The organism is Planosporangium spinosum (genome assembly GCF_049999945.1).
In the GTDB taxonomy this organism is placed as follows: Bacteria; Actinomycetota; Actinomycetes; order Mycobacteriales; family Micromonosporaceae; genus Planosporangium; species Planosporangium spinosum.
On sequence record NZ_JBLYUB010000046.1, the window covers coordinates 1 to 18,779 of the forward strand.

Genomic DNA, 18,779 nt, shown 5'->3' on the forward strand with positions numbered 1-18,779 from the left:
GTCTCCGTGTTGATGGTCTTCTTCGTCGATGAACCATCTACCGGAGACCTCGCCATCTATCGATGACCGACACGCCAGCGGCCGCAACCTACGCCGGCCGATCAACGGCCTATGAAACACGGCCTAGCCCCAGACCAACCAAGCCAAGAACCCGTCGGGCGATCACGAACGCCAACATGCGAACGACCATGACCACCAGCGTGCCGGACGAAGCGCACCCTGGTCACGACCCTGTCGCTGCATTGGCACCCTTCACGCCAAGACGATCTCGCCGTACTACCCGCCGGCCGCTCGTAGCCACTGGCACTGAAGCTGATCCAAGCAGCGGACTTTGCCCCAGCGAGCGGTGTGGACGATGCGCGTTATAATGATCGACGTACTCGATCAGCACCGACTGCAGGTGGCGACGCCCGACGACGAGCATCCGGTCGAGCAGCTCACGACGTACGGTCCCGATCCAGCGCTCGGCGTACGCGTTGGCTCGCGGCGCCCGCACCGGTGTGGTGAGGACGTCAATGCCTGCGGCGGCGAAGACCGCATCGAACGTCGCGGTGAACTTCGTGTCGCGGTCCCGAACCAGAAACCGGAACCGATCGACTCGGCCACCGAGGTCCACCAGCAGGTTGCGGGCCTGCTGGGCAACCCACTCCCCCACCGGATGCGCGGTGACGCCGAGCAGATGGACCCGCCGGCTACCTATCTCGATCACGAACAACACATACAGCCGGCGCAGCAGCACCGTGTCGACGCCGAAGAAGTCCACCGCCAGCATGCCACCTGCCTGGCCCCGCAGAAACTGCCGCCAGCTCACCGCCGACCGCTTCGGCGCGGGATCAACCGCCGATCGCTTCAGGATGGCCCAGACGGTGCTGGCACCGACCCGATAGCCCAGCCGACACAACTCACCATTAATCCGGCCGTAGCCCCAGGTCGAGTTCTCCCGGGCTAACCGGAGCACCAGGCCGCGGACCTCGGCGCTGACCGGCGGCCGACCGCGCCGGCGGATACGTCCACCGGCGGCGCACCAGATCCCGATGCCAGCGCAGCAGCGTGGCCGGCCGCACGAACAACCCTCCCCGCAGCCGGGCAGACAGCAGCCGCGCGAGGCCGCCAGCACCGCCCGGCCGGCCCAAACGACACGCGGCCGCGACACCTGTCGCCGCAACACCGCCACCTCGTGCCGTAGCACCAGCAGCTCGATGTCCTTGGCGGACGAGTCTCAGGCCAGCAACACCGCCCACTGCATCAACCGCGAGAACGCCAGGTAGATCAGTCGGAGCGCCACCCGCCGATCATCTCGTCCGGGACCAACCCACGAAACCCCAGCTCAACCACAACGGACGACTTTCTGGCACTCACAGGCCTGTTCGGCTACCTCATCGGCCAACCCGGTCCGGGCACGCCGCCGGCCTAGTGATCAGAGGTCATCAGGCCAGGCCAACGGCCGCCTACCTGCTCACCCACCCGGTTGCCACGCCATGATGAGGATGATCAAACCGACCGCTTAGCGTGACTTTTCCGAGCCCCTGCCGGACTCACGGGCCGACCCGGCCGGGTACGACGTGTTCGCCCGGCGCGCGCGGGTGCCCGGGCGGCGGCGACTCACGGTTGCCGTGGTGGCGATGCCCACCCGGCTGAAACCGCGGTGGCGGGAGGGCCGGCCGGCGCGGCCCGCCACCGCACCGTTCCCGCGTGACCGGCGGGTACCCGACCCCGCGCTTGCGACTGCCTGCTAAGCCTGGTGGCCGACCACGGCCCTGGGCGTCCCGCCCGCGTTCATCGAGAGCCGTGAGTTTTGTCACAGGAACCGGCCGGCGGCCGCGGACAGGTACGGGGCATGGACCATTCATTGCATGCGCGGGTGCGGGCCGGGGACCGGGCTGCGTTCGGGCAGCTGTTCGACGAGTACGCGCGGGTGGTCTACCGCCACGCCGCGCGGATGTCCGGTGACCTGACCGTCGCCGAGGACGTCGTCTCCCTGACGTTCCTGGAGGCCTGGCGGCTACGGGAGCGGTTGCGCCCGGGTGAGGACAGCCTGGGGCCATGGCTGCTGGGCATTGCCACCAACGTGCTGCGCAACACCGCCCGAGCCGCCCGCCGGCACCGGGCCGCGATGTCGCGGCTGCCCCCGCCGCAGCCGGCGCCGGACATCGCCGGGGAGGTCGCCGGCCGGCTGGACGACCGCGAGCGCCTGGCCGCCGCCTCGGCCGCGTTGCGCCAACTGTCCCGCGCCGACCGCGAGGTCGTCGCGCTGTGCGTGTGGGCGGACCTCGACTACGGCGCGGCCGCGGCGGCCCTGGGGGTGCCGGTGGGCACCGTGCGCTCCCGGCTGTCTCGGGCTCGCGGCCGGCTGCGCCGGCTGGCGGAGGCCGCCCTGCGGAGGCAGGGAGGGTCCGCCGAGCGGTGGCAGGAAAGGGCCGAGCGGCGGCAAGAACAAGAAAAGGCCGAGCGGCGGCAGGAAAAACAGGAACCGGCACGGCCCGGCGGACAGCTACCAGTAGGCCGCACGACCGCGGCCCGGTCGACACAGGAGTACATCCGATGAACGCCACCCCGCCCCGACTCCCCGAACCGGTCGAGCGCGCGGAACTGGCCCGGTTGCTGCCGGACCCCGGCGCGCCGGACCTGCCCGCCGACCGCATACTGGCCCGAAGGATGCACCTGATGAACGAGATCAGCCGCGACACCACCGCAGCCGCCGCCCGCCCGCGGCGCCGGCTGCCGCTCACCCTGGCCCCGCTGGCGGCCGGCGCCCTGGTCATCGCCGGCGTAGCCGCTGTCAGCGTCACCGACCACGCCGCCACCGGGCCGGTCACCGGCGCGCACGCGGACGCCGGCAGCAGCACCGGCGCGGCGCGCTACACGGACGCCCCCGGGCTGCTGCGACTGGTGGCCGCCGCCACCGCGACCCAGCCGACGCCCCGGGCCGACCAGTACGTCTACATCAAGAGCATCAACACTGCGGGTCCGGTCGGGCACAAAGACCAGATGAAGCCCGGGTCGCGCCACGAGCGGGAGGTGTGGCTGCCGGTGGACAACACCCGTGACGGGCTCATTCGCGAAGACGGCCAGGACACGACGCTGGGCGGGGTCCGGCCGTACGACGCAGGCGCGAAGGACGTGTACGGCTCGGTGGCGCCGGCGCTGTCGCTGAAGGACATCCCTGCCGACCCCGACGCGGCCCTCCGCAAGATCTACTCGGTGACCAACCCGAACAAGCATGACCGCGACCAGCAGGCGTTCGACTGGATCGGCAACCTGATCTTCGAGGCGGTGGTGCCGCCACAGACCGGCGCGACGCTCTACCAGGCCGCCGCCAAGATTCCCGGCGTGACCCTGCTGTCCCGGGCCACCGACTTCGCCGGCCGGACCGGGGTGGCCGTCGCTCGGGTCAGCGACGGCGTACGCACAGAGTGGATCTTCAATCCGGACACCTTCGAGTATCTCGGTTCCCGGAGCACCGTCGTCCAGGATGGCCCGAACGGCAAGGCCGGCGCCGTCGTCGCTCAGAGCGCGGTACTCGAGCGCGCCGTGGTCGACGCCCCCGGGAAGCTTCCGCACTGACCGCCGGCATCCGCCGGCCCACCGTGCGCGCGCTCCGTCCGGCGGTAGTCCGGGCGGAGCGCTCCGCCGTCCCGCAGCCCCGTCCGGATCGCCACCGTGGCCGTCGCCTTCGCTGCCACGGTCCTGCGGTGGCACCGGCGGCTGGTCGCCCGGCACTGGACATACCCCCACCGGCCGGGACGCCCACCAGTCGACCGGCCGTCGCCGCCCTGGTCGAGCAGATGGCGCGAGACAATCCCGGCTGGGGCTACCAGAGAATCCAAGGCGAACTACTCGGCCTCGGCCACCGGGTCAGTGCGTCCACCATCCGGCGGATCCTCATCCGGGACCGGGCCGGGCAGTTCACCGCCGCCTTCGACACCGTGCTGGCCGATCCCGGCGTGACCGTGTGCAAGATCCCACCGCGCAGCCCGCGGGCGAACGCGTATGCGGAGAGGTTCGTGCTCACCGCCCGCAGCGAGGTCACCGACCGCATGCTCATCGTCGGCGAACGACATCTACGCCGAACGCTCGGCGAGTACGCCCGCCACGACAACGGGCGACGGCCACACCGGGCCCTGGCGCTGCAGCCCCCACGCTCCGACCGTCCCGTCATTGACCTGACCCATGAACGGATCAGCCGCACACCCATCCTCGGCGGACTGATCACCGAGTACGAACGAGCCGTATAAAAGCCCAGCTCACACCGGACGCCAGGGTTTTGAAACCCCACAGGCGTTGGCCGCGAGGAGCCAGACAGCCTCGCCACCTGCACGGATGGCATTCTCGGCAGGCGCAGCGTCCAGACGACGCCGAGGTCGAGCCGCGTACGGTCCGGAGCGGCCGTGGCCGCTCCGGACCGCGGCCGTGGAGGCGTGGCGCTTCGACGACCTGGTCCGGCGCGCCGCCGCCTCGTACGCGGGGCCCCGGGCTCAGTCGCCGGTGACAGCGCCTCGCGCCACGGGAAAGTCGAAGTACGTGTCGGAGTACGGCTCGTTGGCGAGCGTGTAGTGCCACCACTCGTTGGCGTAGTTGGCGAAGCCGGCCTCTTCCATCAACCGCTTGAGCAGCAGCCGGTTGTCCATGGCCGGTCCGGTGACCCGGGGGTCGAGCGTGTGGGCCAAGGGGTCGAAGCAGTCGTAGCCGGTACCCATGTCCACGGTGTTGTCCGGGAAACGTCGCGCTTGCGGCTCGGTACAGGCGACCAGTGGCTCGCCCGGCACGTACGGCCGCTGGGCGCGCGCCGGCAGGGCCACCAGGGTGAGATCCATCGTGCTGCCGCGGCTGTGCCCGGACCGGCTGGCGATGTACCCGTCGTCGAACAGCACGGTCTTGTCCACCTGAGGGTAGAACTCCGTCTTCATCCGCTGGTCGTCGAGGCGCTGTGCCCAGCGCACGAAGTCGTCCACGGCCCGCTGGGGCCGGTAGCAGTCGTAGACCTTGAGGCTGTACCCCTCGGCTCGGGCCGCCGCCTGTACCCGGCGCAGAGCCTGGGCCGCCTGCCGGGTGAGGATGCACAGCGGCTCGTGGTAGCCGACGATCGGCCGGCCGACGAAGTTGTGGTGGGTGTCGTAGCGGATGTCCTGCAGGATCGTTCGGTCCACATCGGACAGGGAGACGAAACCGGCCGGGGCGCGTCCGCCGGCGCCCATGTCCGCACCGGTAGCCCGCACCGAAGCGGGTGCGGCCGAAGCGGCGGACGGCACCGCGGCGGCGGTCGCGCAGGCGACGGCCACGGCGGAGAGCAGGGCGGCGAGGACACGGCTCGCAGGCGTACGGGCGGAGCGGGCCGCCCCCTGGTCGGCCCCGGAGACGGCACGGCCGCGTACGCGATTCCTCATAGATCGCAATATTGGCATACTTCTGCTTACCACGACTGGCTCCAAGACTGATGCGAGGAGCGCGATGCCCTTTCTCACCACCGCGGGCACCGCCGCATTGCCGCCTGCGAGGACCGGCTGATATCGCGGGCCGGTCCCCGGCTGACTGACTGCATGGGCCGAACAGGGCGGCACAGTACGTGTGCCAACACCGCCACTCGAAGGAGTCTCGTGCCTTCCCATTCTCACCTGGTGGCCGCACCACGCCAGCCGTCGGGTCTGGGTCCTGGGTGCGACCGCGCACCCGACCGCCACGTGGGTGGCGCAAACTGCGAAGAACCTGGTCATGGACCTCGAGGACGCCGGCCACCGGGCGCGGTTCCTGATCCGCGACCGCGACGGGAAGTTCCCGGCCCTATTCGACGCCGTTCTCGCCGACGCGGGCAGCGACGTCGTGCTCAGCGGCGTCCGGGTGCCCCGCATGAACTCGATCATGGAACGGTGGGTACAGACCTGCCGACGCGAACTCCTGGACCGCACCTTGATCTGGAACCAGCAGCACCTGCTCCACGCCCTGCGCGAGTTCGAACAGTTCTACAACGGACACCGGCCTCACCAAGGCATCGCGAACGCCAGCCCACTACGCCCCTCGCCCTCACCAATCACCGATCCGGAACAGATCGCCCGGCTCACCATCCGAAGACGAGATCGCCTCGGCGGTATCCTCCGCGAATACGAGAATGCCGCTTGACCTGGGGACGAGGTTTTCGGCACCCGCAGCGTTCCAGATCGCGTTCGAGGGCCGACTCACCCCCGGCCACAACTGACCAACCCCAACAGCCAAGATCAGCCGTTAACGTGACACTCCCGATCGCGATGATCATGTCGCGAAACTCCTGTATGACGGCGACGATCTGCTCCTTGGCCGGGCGGCCGATCTCGTCTGGTTCCTCTACCGCCGCCGGTTGCCGAGCTGGTTGATTCGGTGTCGTAGCTCGTCGGCCTCGGGCAGGCCGAGCTCGGTGTAGATGTCCAGGGCCTGCCGCCAGTTCTGCCGGGCAGCGGCAAGGTCGCGCTCGCGCAGGAGGTGGCCGATGCCGTCGTGAGCGCGGGCCTGTTGCAGGCGGTCCTGGACGGTGCGGCTGTGGTCGAGGGCCTGGTGGTGGTGGAGCAGGGCCTCACGGTACTGCCCCTGTGCGCGGTGGGTCTCGGCGATGTCGTTGAGAATGACGGTCTCGGTGGTCCGGTCTCCGACCTCGCGGGCGATGCGGAGTGCCTGGTGGAGGTGTTCCCGGGACCGGTCGTACTGGCCCAGGTGGCGGTAGATGGTGCCGAGGGTGCTCAACGTGTCGCCTTCGTCGCGCCGGTCACCGGTTTCCCGCATCAAGTCGAGCGCCTGGCGGGTGTGATCGATTGCCGTCTCGTAGCGTCCGAGCCGCTCGTAAACGCTGCCAAGGTTACCCAAGGTCTGACCCTCGCCCTGCCGGTCGCCGGTCTTCCGAGCCAGGACGAGGGCTTCCCGGTAGTGGTCCACGGCGTCCTCGTAGCGGTGCAGGCTGCGGTAGATGAGGCCGAGGTTGTTCAGAACGGCGGAGCGGCCGTGGTCGTCGCCGACCGCACGGTAGCCGGCCAGCGCGTACCGGTAGTGCTCAAGCGCCTCGTCATACTTGCCGGTCTGCCAGCAGGCGGTACCGAGATTCTTTCGGGTCACGGCCAGCGCGACCTGGTCATTCAGGTGTTCGCTGGCGTCGAGGGCGAGTCTATGGGTGGTCGTCCAGTCCTTGGCGTGGCCGCGGATGAAGTAGAAGAACCACAGCGCGTGGGGCAGTTGCCAGGCGTGCGTGTACCAGCCGTGGCCGGCCGCGTACGCGGCAGCGTCGGCGAGGTTGGTGCGCTCGGTCTCCAGCCAGGCGAGGGCAGCGGCGTGGTCGGCGACCGTAGGGTTTTCGGCCGGTCGGCGGGCCGACCCGACGGCGGCGTGCCGGCCGCCCGGGTTGAGCTGCTCGGCCGCCAGGTGGGCGACGTGCAGATAGTAGTCCAGCATCCGGGTCACGGCCTGTCGGCGGCTGGATTCCGGCTCGTTCCGCTCCACGGTCGTCCGGGCGTACTGCCGAAGCAGGTCATGGAATCGGTACCGGCCCACGGCCGGCTGCTGGAGGAGGTGGACGTCGAGCAGGTCCTCCAGAAACTGGTCGGCGTCTCGCAGGCCGAGGTCGGCCAGCGCGGCTGCGAGGTAGGCGTCCAGGTCGGTACCCGGGTGCAGGCCGAGCAGTCGGAACAGGCGCTGTTGGCCGGGCGCGAGATGGTGATATGACAGGGTGAAGGCGGCGGCGACGCCACGGTCGGTGCCGCTCAGCTCGGATAACCGCCGCTGCCCGTCGCGGAGCCGGTCGGCGAGGTGGCTCACCGACCAGGTCGGGCGGCTGCGCAGCCGGGCCGCGGCCAGGCGAATCGCCAGTGGCAGGTTGCCGCACAGGGCCACCACCTCCCGTACCGAGTCGAGCTCCGCCGCGGCCCGCTGTTCGCCCGCCACGCGGGCGAACAGCGTGACCGCGTCAGAAGGTGTGAGGAGGTCGAGCGAGATAGCCAGGTTCGACTCCAGCTCGACCAGCTGCCGCCGGCTGGTGACCAAGACCAGGCAGCCGGGGCTACCCGGCAGCAGGGGACGGATCTGCTCGGCGCTGGCGGCGTTGTCCAGGACTATCAGCGCCCGCCGATCGGCCAGTTCGGAGCGCCAACGGGCGGTTTGCTCATTGAGGCCGCGGGGGATCTCGTCTGCTGGCACGCCCCAGGCGCGGAGCAGCTCGTCCAGCGCCGCGGCGGCGTCGAGAGGTTCCCGGTCAGGAGTGTGCGCATGCAGGTCGATCATCAGTTGTGCGTCGGGATAGCGGTCCGCCAGCCGGTGGGCGGCATGCACGACCAGTGCGGTCTTGCCGACCCCCGCCATGCCGTCGATCGTGACGATCGGGACGGCCCGCATCGACGCATCCGACAGCGCGACACGCAGCCGCCGCAGCTCGTCCTCGCGACCGGTGAAGTCGGCGAGATCCCGGGGTAGGGCGTTGCGCCGGACCTCGACCGTCCTGCGCTCTGCGCGGCCGGCGGGCAGCCAACCGTCCCCCCGCAGCATTCCCTGATGGAGCCGGCGCAGTTCCGGGCCGGGATCGGCGCCGAGCTCGTCGGCCAGTACCCGGCGGGCACTCTCGTACGCCTGCAACGCCTCGGCCGCACGGTCCGCCTGGTAGAGCGCGCGCATCAACTGCGCCCACAGCTGCTCGCGGAGCGGATGACGCAGCACCGCGCGGCGCAGCTCACCGATCAGTGGTTCGTACCGGCCAAGCTCGATCATGGTCTGGGCGTGCTGTTCGACCACGATCAGCCGCCGTTCGTCGAGTCGCGCCAGTTCGGCCCGCACCGGCGGACCCACCGCCAGTCCCTCCAGCGGCTGGCCCCGCCACAGCCGCAACGCCTCCTCGAAACAGGTCGCGGCTTCGGCGACCTCGCCGGCGCGCAGCGCTTGCTCCCCGCGGCCCGCCAGCTCGTCGAACGTGGCCAGGTCCAGTTCGCCCGGCTCGACCCGTAGTGCATAGCCGCCCGGACGACTCACCAGGCGGGACGCCGCCGAGCCGGCGGCGTCAAGCCGCCGGCGCAGTCCTGCCACGTAGGTGCGGATGTTCGATCCCGGCGTGGCCGGCGGCGTCTCCCACGCCGCGTCGACCAGATAACTGACGCTCACCGTGTCGTTCGCGTGTAGCAACAGGGCGGCGAACACCGCCCGTTGGCGGGGCCCGCCCAGTGCCACCACGCCTCCGGTGTGGCCAACCTCCAGCGGTCCGAGCAGCCGAAACTCCATTGCCTCCCCTGTTCCAGCCCGTGGCGTCCACCGGCGGCGTCGCCAGCGCGACGTCGCGGATGCCGGAGCCGGCCCGGCCAAACCTGGGCGAGATCTGGGCGCCGGACCTGCGACCGTCAGTCCCACGACAGTCTGGCCCATCCCGACAGCCTGTAGAGGCCCGGTCGTGTCCACGGTCCGGAAATGGAGTTACGGAATGCATCGAGGAATCGCCACCGTGACATCTGGTGGTGGGAGACCGATCCTGCTGAAGGGTGGCAAGCGACTCGTGCCCCGGGACGAGGGTGTCGCGTGCGGCGTCGACGCTGCCCGGACGTACGGGAGGACCAGCGGCCGCAGCGACGACGGCATCGGGTACCCGGCGCACGGCGGCCGATGCTACTCGTACAACGGCGACACGGTCGGGAACCAATCGGTCTGAACCCGCCAACCAGCCGAGCAACGAAGCCGCCCGCGGCACCCTCACGCTCGACATCGTCGATGACGGCGCGACGTGTCAGGACGGTGACAAGCTCCACAACACCGTGCCCAGTACGCGCTCCGCGGGAAAATAGCCCAGCCGCCGGGAGTCCAGGCTGACCTCCTGGTTGTCTCCGAGCAGCACCACCTTGCCCGCGGGCACACGATCCTCCGGCAGATCGGCCAGGGCCGGCACCTCGTCGCGCGGCACCCGGTCGCCCGGCACCGCGACCACCCGCTTGATGAACCAGTGCCGGTCGGTCACCGCCCCCGCCGCACCCGCGGGCGGCACCGCTCGGGTGCGCCACCCGGCCGTACCGTCCGGCCGCTCCACCACCACCACCTGCCCTACCCTCGGAGTCCGGCCGCGGCGCACGATGACCCGGTCACCGTCGTGGTAGGTCGGCTCCATGCTCGTTCCCCGGACAGTCACCACTACCAGCCCGCCCGCCAGCAGGCACGACACCGTGAGGTGCAGGCTGAGCAGAAGCGCCGACCCGACGCAGGCCAACGCCCACCCCCGGATCCCGGCGAGCGACAACACCATCCCGCCGACGAGCAGCAGGACCAGCAGCACTGCCGGTACCAGCGGCATGCGGCGCACGCTGGTACCGGCGTCGACGGCCCGGTCTGGGCGGCTGCCCGACTCGTCGGCGACGTCCCGCTCAACCCTGGCGGTCACCGTTCCCCCGTGTACGCGAAGTCGTCGTCGGGGTCCACCTGGTAGCCCGAAGCCTGCAACATGAACAGCCGCGCATACTCTCCGCCGACGGCCATCAGGGTGGCATGGTTGCCCTGCTCCACGACCTGGCCCTCGCGGAGCACCGCGATGAGGTCGGCGTCGCGTACGGCGCCGAGCCGGTGCGAGATAAGCAGACTGGTCTGTCCGTCGCGGTGTCGTCGCAGGGCGGTGTGGATCTCATGCTCGGCCTCGGCGTCCAGTCCGGCCGAAGGCTCGTCGAGGATCATCAGGTCGCGCCGGTCGCGCAGGAACGCGCGAGCCAACGCGAGACGTTGGGACTGCCCCCCGGAAAGCTCCACGCCGACGTCAGGGTCGTCTGTGTCGGTCTCCACGGAGAACATCCGGGACAGCATCGTGCCGTACCCGCGCGGCAGTGCGGTCAGCAGGTCGTGGATGCCCGCCCGCCGCGCCGCAGCCGCTATCCGCTCCGGGTCACCGCGCGCGGCCAGATCACCGAGGGCGATGTTGTCGGCGGCCGTCATGTCGTAGTGCATGTAGTCCTGGAACACCGCCCCCATCCGCCGCCGCAGGTCGGCCGCGTCGACGTCGCGGATGTCCACGCCGTCCCACAGGACCGCGCCTCTCGTCGGGTCGTAGAACCGACACAGCAGCTTCACCAGGGTCGACTTGCCGGCGCCGTTGAGTCCGACGAGTGCGGTCGCCTTGCCGTATGGGATGTGCAGCGTGACTCCGCGCAGGACCCACGGGTGCTGCGCGGAGTAGCGAAACCACACGTCACGCAGTTCGATACCGCGCCGTAGCGGCGGCAGCGGGAGCGGTGTCGCCGCCACCGGCAGGTCCGGGCCGGCTGTCGTCACGGCCACGTAGTGGTCGAACATCAGCAGCGCCTGGTGCGTACGGGCGATCTCACCAGCGAGTCCGGCCATCGCGCCCTGCACGCCGGCGACCGCGACCACGAAGATCATGATGTCGCCCACCGACAGTCGTCGTTGCTGGGCGCCGGCGACCACCCACAACAGTCCGGCTCCGGAGACGAGGGCCGCCAGCAGCCCCAGCCCTCCCTGCACGAGGACCTCCCGCTGGTCCATCGCCCGCTTCGCGGTGTTGGTCGTACGCCGGTCGCTCAGCATCCGCTCCCGCAGAAACCGGCCGATGCCGAACAGGCGTACCTCCTTGGCCGCCTCCACCGTCGACAACAGCTGGGCATAGAAGAACTCCCGCCGTTCGGTCGGGCCGATGTCCCAGAACATCCGTGTCCGCTGTCGCGACAGTGCCAGCTCGACGAGCAGTGTCGGCAGCCCGGACACCAGCACCAGCGCGGTCATCAACGGGCTGACCAGCAGGATCGAACCAATGAAGCCGGTGATTGTGATGGCCGCGCGGGCGAACCCCAGGACCCCGTCCACGGTCTGGGCGGGCGACAACCTGCCGGCCTGCTCGGCAAGCCGTAGCCGGTCGAGGAAGCGGGGATCCTCGAAGCGACCCAGCCCCACGAATCCCTCGACCGCGGTGAACAGCCGATCCAGGGCGTACAGGGCCACCGATCGCTCTATCTCCGACCGCAGGTACTGCGTGACCTGAGGCGTCACCGCCGAAGCGACACCCACCAGGCTCAGCCCGCCGGCAAGGACAAGGATCCTACCCAGCCCCGCCCCGGCCACCAGACTGTCGATGACGAGTTTGGTGAGCCACGCGGCCCCAACCGGCAGCGCGCCACCGGCGACGCTGAGCACCACGTAGAACAGCAGCCTGCCCGGCGCGGCCTTCACCACCAGCGCGCCGGCGCTGCCCAGACGCGACGCCGCGACGCGGAGCCCTGCCGGCCGTCCGGGCGCCACTTCGACCTTCCCGCTCATACCACAAGCGGAAGCTGGTCCAGATCGACCCGATCGGCGGTGACGACGAGCCGTCCGGCGCCGTTCGGTGCGACCTCGAGTACGGCCGGATACGCCTTGACGTTGAACGCCGCGCCGACCGGGCCGTCGGGCTCCTCCACCACCACGCGGGCGACCGCAGCCAGCTCCGCGACGAATGGGGCCGCCTGGTCGGTCCCGCCTACGACGACGGCCACCGCCCGGTTACGTCCATCGGGCCTCGCTCGGGCGAACTCGACGAACTTCGGCAGTTTCTCGTTGCACGGGCCGCAGTCGGGCGAAAGGAACGCCACCACCGTTTCACCGGTGAACAGGTCGGGGCTTAGCGGCTCGTGATCGACGGTCGAGGTCGAGAACTGTCCGACCACATCGCCGACGCCGATGGCTGTCGCGGTGTTGCCCATGTTGGAAAGCATCTCGGTGTGTTCACGCAGGCGTTTGACCACGCCCAACGTGAGGACCAGGTCCACTGTGCACAGCAGTCCGACGAGCACGATGGCGCCGATGACGAAGGGCATGGTGGTCTCCTCCAGCTTCACGGAAGGGTACGGGCGGCGCCCAGGTCCTTGTTGACGGGTTGAAACAGTTCGACGATGTCGTCGAGCACGGTGACCAGTGCGCCCAGTACGAGACCGGCGCACACCGCGACGACCAGCCCGCCGACGTGGACGGGGCCGGCTTGTGGCGCCGTGGCCACTCCGATTGCCGCGGCCGCGGTGAGCGCGACATTGCGGACGACGTGCCGGGCACCCAACGGAGCCGACGAGGCGCCGAAGCACCGGCAGGGCGTGCGCACCTCGGGGCGTACGGCCAGCGCGACGGCGACGGCGAACGAAACCAGCAGCCCGGCCGCGACCAACAGTCCGGCCACGGCGGTGAACGGCACGGCGAGCAGCACCCACGCCGCGAACTCGGCCGCCACCACGAGCAGCGCCACCGGTCGGGTCAGCCACGACGGCAGCAACCGGGTGCCACGCACGGATTCCACGAAGGCCGCCAACGCGTTGGGTCCGGCCACCTTCGTGACGGAGGAAACGAGGAAGACGGCGCCGAGCAGGCACCGGATCCCGATCGTCAGGTATTGCATGAGCGGTCGCCCCGTTCGCCACGAGTGTGAGGTGTCCCGGGAGGCCGCCGAGCGGCCTCCCGGGGCGTCGATGACAGCTACTTGCAGATGACGTACTGGCAGTTCTTTCCCGCGGAGTCGCAGCACGCCTCGCAGGGCCGGTAGCTGCACTGCCAGCACTGCTTGTAGTTCCGGACGTAGCAGACGGCTGCCGACGCGTCGACCTTGGGGACGAACATGCCGAGCAGGCCAGCCCCCATTGCCTCGAGCTTCTTGTACATCTCCACGCTCCTTCCGCGGCCGGGTCGGCCGCTGGATGACCGCACGCGGTCCGTGTCCGGACAGACCGCGTCCGAGGTGCTCCGACGCCCTCGTGCCTTCATCGTCACGGAGTCGCGTGGAACCGGCGTGGAAGGCGTGTGGAAGCGGCGTGGAAGCCGCGTCGACAGAGCCAATATCTGAGTTCCTCGCTGGTGAATGACAGGTGGGCCGCAGGCGGCCCACCACAATCCGCCCGCTGCCAGAATTGCGGCCATTGTCATGTGATCGGCATCGATATTATTGATGCGCGTGTTCGCTGTGATACATCGGGTGCAAGCACACGGGGAGTGGTCATGGGGGAGCTACTCGTCGACGTCCTCGGGCCGGTGCGGGCGCGGCGCGACGGGGTACCGGTGCGGTTGGGGCCCCGTCTGGTCGTGTTGCTGTCCGCGCTGCTCGTCGAGGCGGGAAGGGGCGTACCGGCCGGCCGTTTGGTCGAACTCCTGTGGGACGGGTCGGCGCCCGGTGCGGCCCGGGCCACGCTGCGCAGCCACGTGTCACACCTACGGCGCGCACTGGCACCGGACGGTGGGCACCACGACGATGTGGTCACAGCTGTGGGGAGCGGAACCTTCGCCGGTTACCGGCTCGACCTCACGCCGGAGCAGATCGACGCTCGGCGTTTCGAACGCGGGTACGCGGAGGGGCGGCGGCTGCTGGCCGGTCCGGCGACCGAGGTGCAGCGCGGTGCGACACTCATCGCCGAGGCACTGGCGTTGTGGCGGGGACCGGCCTTCGCCGAGGTGGCCGACCGGTCCTTCGTGCTTCCGGAAGTCGCCCGGCTCAACGCGCTGCGTCGCTCGGCGCGGTGCGACCACGCGCGGGCGCTCGCTGCGATGGGCCGACACGCCGAGGTGATCGGTGACATGAGCGGCGCCGTGGCCGAGGACCCGTACGACGAGGAACTCCGGCGCCTGCTCGCTCTCGCCCTCTATGCGGAGCACCGGGCGGACGAGGCCGCCGAGGTGTGTCGGGAGGGGCTGACGCTCCTGTTAGATCGCGGTATCGAGGCGCCGATGCTGCAGGAGCTGCAGCGGGCGATCCTGCTGCGGGAAGCAGCGACCGGCATCTCGGCGATCGCCGCGACCTCGGTGCCGTCCCGTCCACGGACACCGGCCGAAGGGTTGGGCGCCGAGCGTGGGGAACGGGCGACACAGCCCGACCGACGAGGCCCGGCCGGCGACCCGAGTGCGGTTCTCGACGCCACGGGCCGGCCGGCACCGGGGCCGCAGCTGCCGTTGGCGGGCGAGCCGCGCCAGCTACCGGCGGCGCCGGGACTGTTCTGCGGCCGGGCCCGGGAGCTCGTCCGGCTCACCGCGGTGTTGTCGGCGGAGGACGATCCGGGCGGCGGCGCGGTAATGGCATGGGCGATCACCGGTACCGGGGGGATCGGCAAGAGCTGGCTGGCGCTGCGCTGGGCCCACGACAACCTGGCGCGCTTCCCCGACGGGCAGCTCTATGTGGATCTCCGTGGCTTCGATCCGTCCGGAGACCCGTTGTCCCCGTCGGTGGCGATCCGCGGACTGCTGGACGCGTTGGTGGACCCCGCCGCGGAGATCCCGACGGAACTGGATGCCCAGGTGGGTCTCTACCGCAGCCTGGTGGCCGGACGACGGATGCTGATCATGCTCGACAACGCCCGTGACAGCGCGCAGGTGACGCCGCTGTTACCGGGCAGCGCCAGCTGTACCGTGCTGATCACCAGCCGCCACCGGCTTGCCGGGCTCGTCGCCACGCACGGCGTGCGGCCCCTCCCGCTCGACGTGCTCGACGCGGCAGACGCGCACCAGCTACTCGAGCGCCACCTGGGCCCGCAGCGGGTCGCCGCGGAGCCCGAGGCCGTCACCGACCTGCTGGATCTGTGTGCCGGCCTGCCGCTCGCCCTCGGCATCGTGGCCGCACGCGCAGCCACCCAACCCGACTTCCCGCTCGCGGTGCTGGCTGACGAGCTGCGCAAGACGGAGACCCGACTGGACGCGCTGAACCTGGGCGATGTGACGGCCGACCTGCGGGCGGTGTTCTCCTCCTCCTACCGGGCGCTGCCCACCCGGGTGGCCGAGGTGTTCGGGCTGCTGGGCATGGCGCCCGGGCCCGACATCAGCCTGCCGGCGGCCGCGAGTCTCATCGCAGCCAGCCACGCCCATACCCGTGGTCTGCTGCAGCAGCTGGGCAACGCGCACCTGGTGCAGGAGTACACCCCTGGCCGCTACCGCCTGCACGACCTCGTGCGGGTCTATGCCGTCGAAGTAGCCCTGGACGACCAGCCCCGGCAAGCTCGACGAGAGGCGCTGCGCAGGCTGACCGATTTTTACCTGCACACCGCCTATGCCGGTGACCGGGTGCTGGAGCCGCACCGACAGCCGATCGAGATCGGCCAGCCGACCCCCGGCTGCGTGCCCGACGCGCTGGAGAGCCGCGCGGCGGCGATGGCGTGGTTCAACGCCGAGTACCCGTGCCTTCGCGCCGCTCAACGGCTCGCCGCAGATCAAGGCTGGCACACCGCCGTGTGCCAGTTGGCCTGGGTACTGGGCACCTTCCATTACCGGCGGGGCCGTCTGGAGGACAACCTGACGATGTGGACAGTCGGGCTCGCCTCCGCCGACGCAGCCGACGATCCCAACCTTCAGGCCCTTGTCCACCGCCTGCTCGGTGAGGCGTGCGCAAGGGTCGACAAGCACACCGAGGCCCTGGATCATCTGCAGGAGGCACTCGTCCTGACCGACCGCATCGGTGACGCGGCCAGCCATGCCTGGGTCCTGCGGACCCTCGCGTGGCTGTACGGCCAGCAGGGCGGCGATCGGCAAGCGCTGGCCTACGCCACGCAGGCCCTGAATCTGTGTCGGCAACTCGGCAACCCGGTACGTGAAGCCGAGGCGCTCAACGCCGTGGGCTGGTACCACGGCCGCCTCGGCCACTACGACAGCGCGACCGCGTTCTGCGAGCAGGCTCTCGATCTATTTCAGCGCCACCACAACGACCATGGCCGGGCCACGGCCCTGGACAGTCTCGGCTACCTCGCGCGGCGCACCGGACAGCACGCCCGCGCCCTGACCTACTACCAGCAGGCCGTCCACCAGTTCCACAGCGTCGGCAACGCGTACGAAGCAGCCACGACCCTCGTGTACGTCGGTGACACCCACCACGCTCTGGATCAGCACGCCGAGGCCCGTGAGGCGTGGCAACAAGCCTTGGACCTCTTCGGCAGCCAACACCGTGCCGAGGAAGCAGGGCCGGTGCGGGAAAAGCTGTCGGCTCTGATCCAGCGTGCTTCGTTGTCAACGCCGCCTCAATCCTGACCATCGGGCTCCGGTGTGTACGAGGCTGCGGAAGCGACGTGCGGTGAGGACGGTCAGGGCGAGAAACAGGACGGCACCGCAGCCGGCGACCACACCGAGTCCGCTCGCGAACGCGGCATGCGCCACCGACTGGACGCAGATCGCCGCGCTGTACCGGGTGTGGGGTGCAACTTCAGCGTCTGTGCTCTGACCAGGCACGACGCGAGCCCGGCAGGATGAGGTCATGGTGGTGCGCACTCTGACTTTCATGATCGCCCGACAGGTCCTTGGTCTGATCGGCCTGGGCCCATCGCCGGACGCCAAGGACGTGGAGATCGCGGTGCTACGCCACCAGTTGCTGGTCCTGCGCCGGCAGGTCGCCCGACCACGCTACACGTCAGCCGGCCGGATGAACCTCGCGACCCTGGCCAAGCTGCTACCCCGCGATCGCTGGCCCATCTTCCTGGTAACGCCGTCGACGCTGCTTCGCTGGCACCGCGAGCTGGTCCGCCGACGGTGGACATATCCACCAACGGTCGACGCCAGCGGGGGCTGGACCCACAGGTGGTTGACCTCGTGCTGCAGCTGGCTCGCGAGAACCCGCGCTGGGGGTACATGCGCATTGTCGGCGAGTGTCGCAAACTCGGCGTACGGGTATCGGCGACCTCGGTGCGCACCATGCTGCGCCGCCACCGCCTCGGACGGCACCACGACGCGGCGGCTCGACCTGGGCGCAGTTCCTACGTGCCCAAGCGGCCGGCACGCTGGCGTGCGACTTCCTGACCGTCGAGACGGTCGGCCAGACCATGCTGTACGTGTTCTTCATCATTGAACTGGAGCACCGCCGGGTGCACCTGGCTGGCGTCACCGCCCACCCCACCGGCACGTGGGTGACCCAGGCCGCTCGCAACCTATTGATGGACCTCGACGACCATGCTCACCGGTTCCGCTTTCGCATCCGCGATCGCGACGACAAGTTCGCCAGGGCATTCGATGCGGTGTTCACCGCGGTCGGCATCCAGGTGCTCAAGACACCGCCACGGGCGCCGAAGGCGAACGCCTATGCGGAGCGCTGGGTGCGCACCGTGCGGGCCGAGTGCCTGGACTGGATCCTCGTCTGGAATCGCCGCCACCTCGAACGCGTCCCGACCGACTACATCCGGCACTACAACACCGCCCGCCCACACCGCGGCATCGACCTCGAGGTACCCGTCCCCACAGGAGAGCCGCCGCCCGCCAGGATCGAAAAGCTTCCGCACGTCGAACGGACGGACGTGCTCGGCGGACTGATCCACGAATACCGCCACGCCGCCTGACCAACGCCGGTCGTCACCCCGCCGTCGAGGCTTCGGCGTACGCACAGGTGTCTGCTTCAACGCCGAGATAGACCCACGGCCGCCGATATCGAACAGGTGCGGCTCTGTTGAGGTGCGGCGACATGCGGTCTGGCCTGGGGTTGTGTGACTGGTTGTGATGATGGCGGGCTCCTTCCCGCTACGTTCGGGTTGCGAGACGCGAACGTCGACAAGAAGGAGTCCGGTGCACCATCCGTCGCAAACTGTCGGCGATGGCCGATCACTGCGTTCGGCTCTCGACGCCCACGAGTCGCGGAAATTCGGTGGAAAAGTCGTCAGCATCGAGGCGGCGGGATCTCAGGACGCCGCAGACCGGTCGCGACCGTGGTGGGCTGATCTCACCCAGGGAGGAGTGGAGACCTACTCGATCGACTGTGAGCACGAGAAGATGATGAACGTGGAACCTGTTTTGAGCATCGGGAAAATCTTCTCGGACCTGTTCGCGCGGTACGGCCCGGCACGGTAATCAGCGCTGGAGTCTTCTGTTGCGAAAGTCTAGCCGGAGGAATT

General features: G+C 69.8%; 16 protein-coding genes. 8 read left to right on the plus strand and 8 right to left on the minus strand.

The window, feature by feature from the left end; genetic code table 11:
• Window positions 1-223: 223 nt before the first annotated feature.
• Window positions 224-958 carry an integrase core domain-containing protein gene (locus ACNTMW_RS33015; RefSeq protein ID WP_426637987.1) on the minus strand — a complete coding sequence of 245 codons (735 nt, stop codon included), beginning with the start codon at window positions 956-958 and terminating at the stop codon, window positions 224-226.
• 879 nt (window positions 959-1,837) lie between these two features.
• On the opposite strand from ACNTMW_RS33015, the gene ACNTMW_RS33020 reads away from it, so the two are divergent.
• The 3 genes from ACNTMW_RS33020 (at window position 1,838) to ACNTMW_RS33030 (ending at window position 4,235) form a co-directional block, all read left to right on the plus strand.
• The gene (locus tag ACNTMW_RS33020; protein WP_426637988.1) at window positions 1,838-2,545 is read left to right on the plus strand and encodes an RNA polymerase sigma factor; all 708 of its coding nucleotides are present in this window, start codon (window positions 1,838-1,840) and stop codon (window positions 2,543-2,545) included.
• Complete coding sequence (locus ACNTMW_RS33025; protein ID WP_426637989.1) at window positions 2,542-3,564, plus strand: CU044_5270 family protein; 1,023 nt, start codon at window positions 2,542-2,544, stop codon at window positions 3,562-3,564. The genes ACNTMW_RS33020 and ACNTMW_RS33025 overlap by 4 nt, the downstream gene beginning before the upstream one ends.
• Before the next feature lie 128 nt (window positions 3,565-3,692).
• On the plus strand, window positions 3,693-4,235 hold the full coding sequence (locus tag ACNTMW_RS33030) for a helix-turn-helix domain-containing protein (RefSeq protein ID WP_426637990.1): 543 nt from the start codon (window positions 3,693-3,695) through the stop codon (window positions 4,233-4,235).
• Window positions 4,236-4,475: 240 nt separating this feature from the next.
• Here ACNTMW_RS33030 and ACNTMW_RS33035 read toward each other — a convergent pair whose 3' ends face one another.
• A complete protein-coding gene (locus ACNTMW_RS33035) occupies window positions 4,476-5,384 on the minus strand; it encodes a M15 family metallopeptidase (protein ID WP_426637991.1) in 909 nt (302 codons plus the stop codon).
• Window positions 5,385-5,709: 325 nt separating this feature from the next.
• Between ACNTMW_RS33035 and ACNTMW_RS33040 the strand changes: the two genes are divergently transcribed.
• Window positions 5,710-6,114, plus strand: a complete 405-nt coding sequence (locus ACNTMW_RS33040) for an integrase core domain-containing protein (RefSeq protein ID WP_426637992.1) — start codon at window positions 5,710-5,712, stop codon at window positions 6,112-6,114.
• A 201-nt stretch (window positions 6,115-6,315) separates the two neighbouring features.
• Here the strand turns inward: ACNTMW_RS33040 and ACNTMW_RS33045 are convergent, their stop codons facing one another.
• Window positions 6,316-9,216, minus strand: a complete 2,901-nt coding sequence (locus ACNTMW_RS33045) for an AfsR/SARP family transcriptional regulator (protein ID WP_426637993.1) — start codon at window positions 9,214-9,216, stop codon at window positions 6,316-6,318.
• 217 nt (window positions 9,217-9,433) lie between these two features.
• On the opposite strand from ACNTMW_RS33045, the gene ACNTMW_RS33050 reads away from it, so the two are divergent.
• Window positions 9,434-9,637 (plus strand): hypothetical protein, encoded by a 204-nt coding sequence (locus tag ACNTMW_RS33050; protein ID WP_426637994.1) that lies wholly within the window; start codon window positions 9,434-9,436, stop codon window positions 9,635-9,637.
• Window positions 9,638-9,712: 75 nt separating this feature from the next.
• Here ACNTMW_RS33050 and ACNTMW_RS33055 read toward each other — a convergent pair whose 3' ends face one another.
• The 5 genes from ACNTMW_RS33055 to ACNTMW_RS33075 form a co-directional block, all read right to left on the minus strand.
• Window positions 9,713-10,357, minus strand: a complete 645-nt coding sequence (locus ACNTMW_RS33055) for a S26 family signal peptidase (protein WP_426637995.1) — start codon at window positions 10,355-10,357, stop codon at window positions 9,713-9,715.
• Window positions 10,354-12,234, minus strand: a complete 1,881-nt coding sequence (locus ACNTMW_RS33060) for an ABC transporter ATP-binding protein (RefSeq protein WP_426637996.1) — start codon at window positions 12,232-12,234, stop codon at window positions 10,354-10,356. Before ACNTMW_RS33060 ends, ACNTMW_RS33055 begins: the two co-directional genes overlap by 4 nt.
• Window positions 12,231-12,791, minus strand: a complete 561-nt coding sequence (locus ACNTMW_RS33065) for a TlpA family protein disulfide reductase (protein ID WP_426637997.1) — start codon at window positions 12,789-12,791, stop codon at window positions 12,231-12,233. Before ACNTMW_RS33065 ends, ACNTMW_RS33060 begins: the two co-directional genes overlap by 4 nt.
• Window positions 12,788-13,339, minus strand: a complete 552-nt coding sequence (locus ACNTMW_RS33070) for a MauE/DoxX family redox-associated membrane protein (RefSeq protein ID WP_426637998.1) — start codon at window positions 13,337-13,339, stop codon at window positions 12,788-12,790. Before ACNTMW_RS33070 ends, ACNTMW_RS33065 begins: the two co-directional genes overlap by 4 nt.
• 77 nt (window positions 13,340-13,416) lie before the next feature.
• Entirely contained in the window at window positions 13,417-13,599 is a 183-nt protein-coding gene (locus ACNTMW_RS33075; RefSeq protein WP_426637999.1) for a hypothetical protein, read from the minus strand.
• Between the two features lie 333 nt (window positions 13,600-13,932).
• Between ACNTMW_RS33075 and ACNTMW_RS33080 the strand changes: the two genes are divergently transcribed.
• The 3 genes from ACNTMW_RS33080 to ACNTMW_RS33090 all read left to right on the plus strand — a co-directional run bounded on the left by ACNTMW_RS33080 (window position 13,933) and on the right by ACNTMW_RS33090 (window position 18,735).
• The gene (locus ACNTMW_RS33080) at window positions 13,933-16,935 is read left to right on the plus strand and encodes an AfsR/SARP family transcriptional regulator (protein ID WP_426638000.1); all 3,003 of its coding nucleotides are present in this window, start codon (window positions 13,933-13,935) and stop codon (window positions 16,933-16,935) included.
• A gap of 611 nt (window positions 16,936-17,546) precedes the next feature.
• Window positions 17,547-18,230 (plus strand): integrase core domain-containing protein, encoded by a 684-nt coding sequence (locus tag ACNTMW_RS33085; RefSeq protein ID WP_426638001.1) that lies wholly within the window; start codon window positions 17,547-17,549, stop codon window positions 18,228-18,230.
• 223 nt (window positions 18,231-18,453) lie between these two features.
• Window positions 18,454-18,735 (plus strand): hypothetical protein, encoded by a 282-nt coding sequence (locus tag ACNTMW_RS33090; protein WP_426638002.1) that lies wholly within the window; start codon window positions 18,454-18,456, stop codon window positions 18,733-18,735.
• Window positions 18,736-18,779 lie beyond the last annotated feature (44 nt).

Bases quoted from the DNA above. Each gene is read 5' to 3' on its own strand.
- ACNTMW_RS33020 (WP_426637988.1), top strand. From the start codon at position 1,838: ATGGACCATTCATTGCATGCGCGGGTGCGGGCCGGGGACCGGGCTGCG.
- ACNTMW_RS33075 (WP_426637999.1), bottom strand. From the start codon at position 13,599: ATGTACAAGAAGCTCGAGGCAATGGGGGCTGGCCTGCTCGGCATGTTC.
- ACNTMW_RS33040 (WP_426637992.1), top strand. From the start codon at position 5,710: ATGGACCTCGAGGACGCCGGCCACCGGGCGCGGTTCCTGATCCGCGAC.
- ACNTMW_RS33035 (WP_426637991.1), bottom strand. From the start codon at position 5,384: ATGAGGAATCGCGTACGCGGCCGTGCCGTCTCCGGGGCCGACCAGGGG.
- ACNTMW_RS33060 (WP_426637996.1), bottom strand. From the start codon at position 12,234: ATGAGCGGGAAGGTCGAAGTGGCGCCCGGACGGCCGGCAGGGCTCCGC.
- ACNTMW_RS33080 (WP_426638000.1), top strand. From the start codon at position 13,933: ATGGGGGAGCTACTCGTCGACGTCCTCGGGCCGGTGCGGGCGCGGCGC.
- ACNTMW_RS33025 (WP_426637989.1), top strand. From the start codon at position 2,542: ATGAACGCCACCCCGCCCCGACTCCCCGAACCGGTCGAGCGCGCGGAA.
- ACNTMW_RS33045 (WP_426637993.1), bottom strand. From the start codon at position 9,216: ATGGAGTTTCGGCTGCTCGGACCGCTGGAGGTTGGCCACACCGGAGGC.
- ACNTMW_RS33070 (WP_426637998.1), bottom strand. From the start codon at position 13,339: ATGCAATACCTGACGATCGGGATCCGGTGCCTGCTCGGCGCCGTCTTC.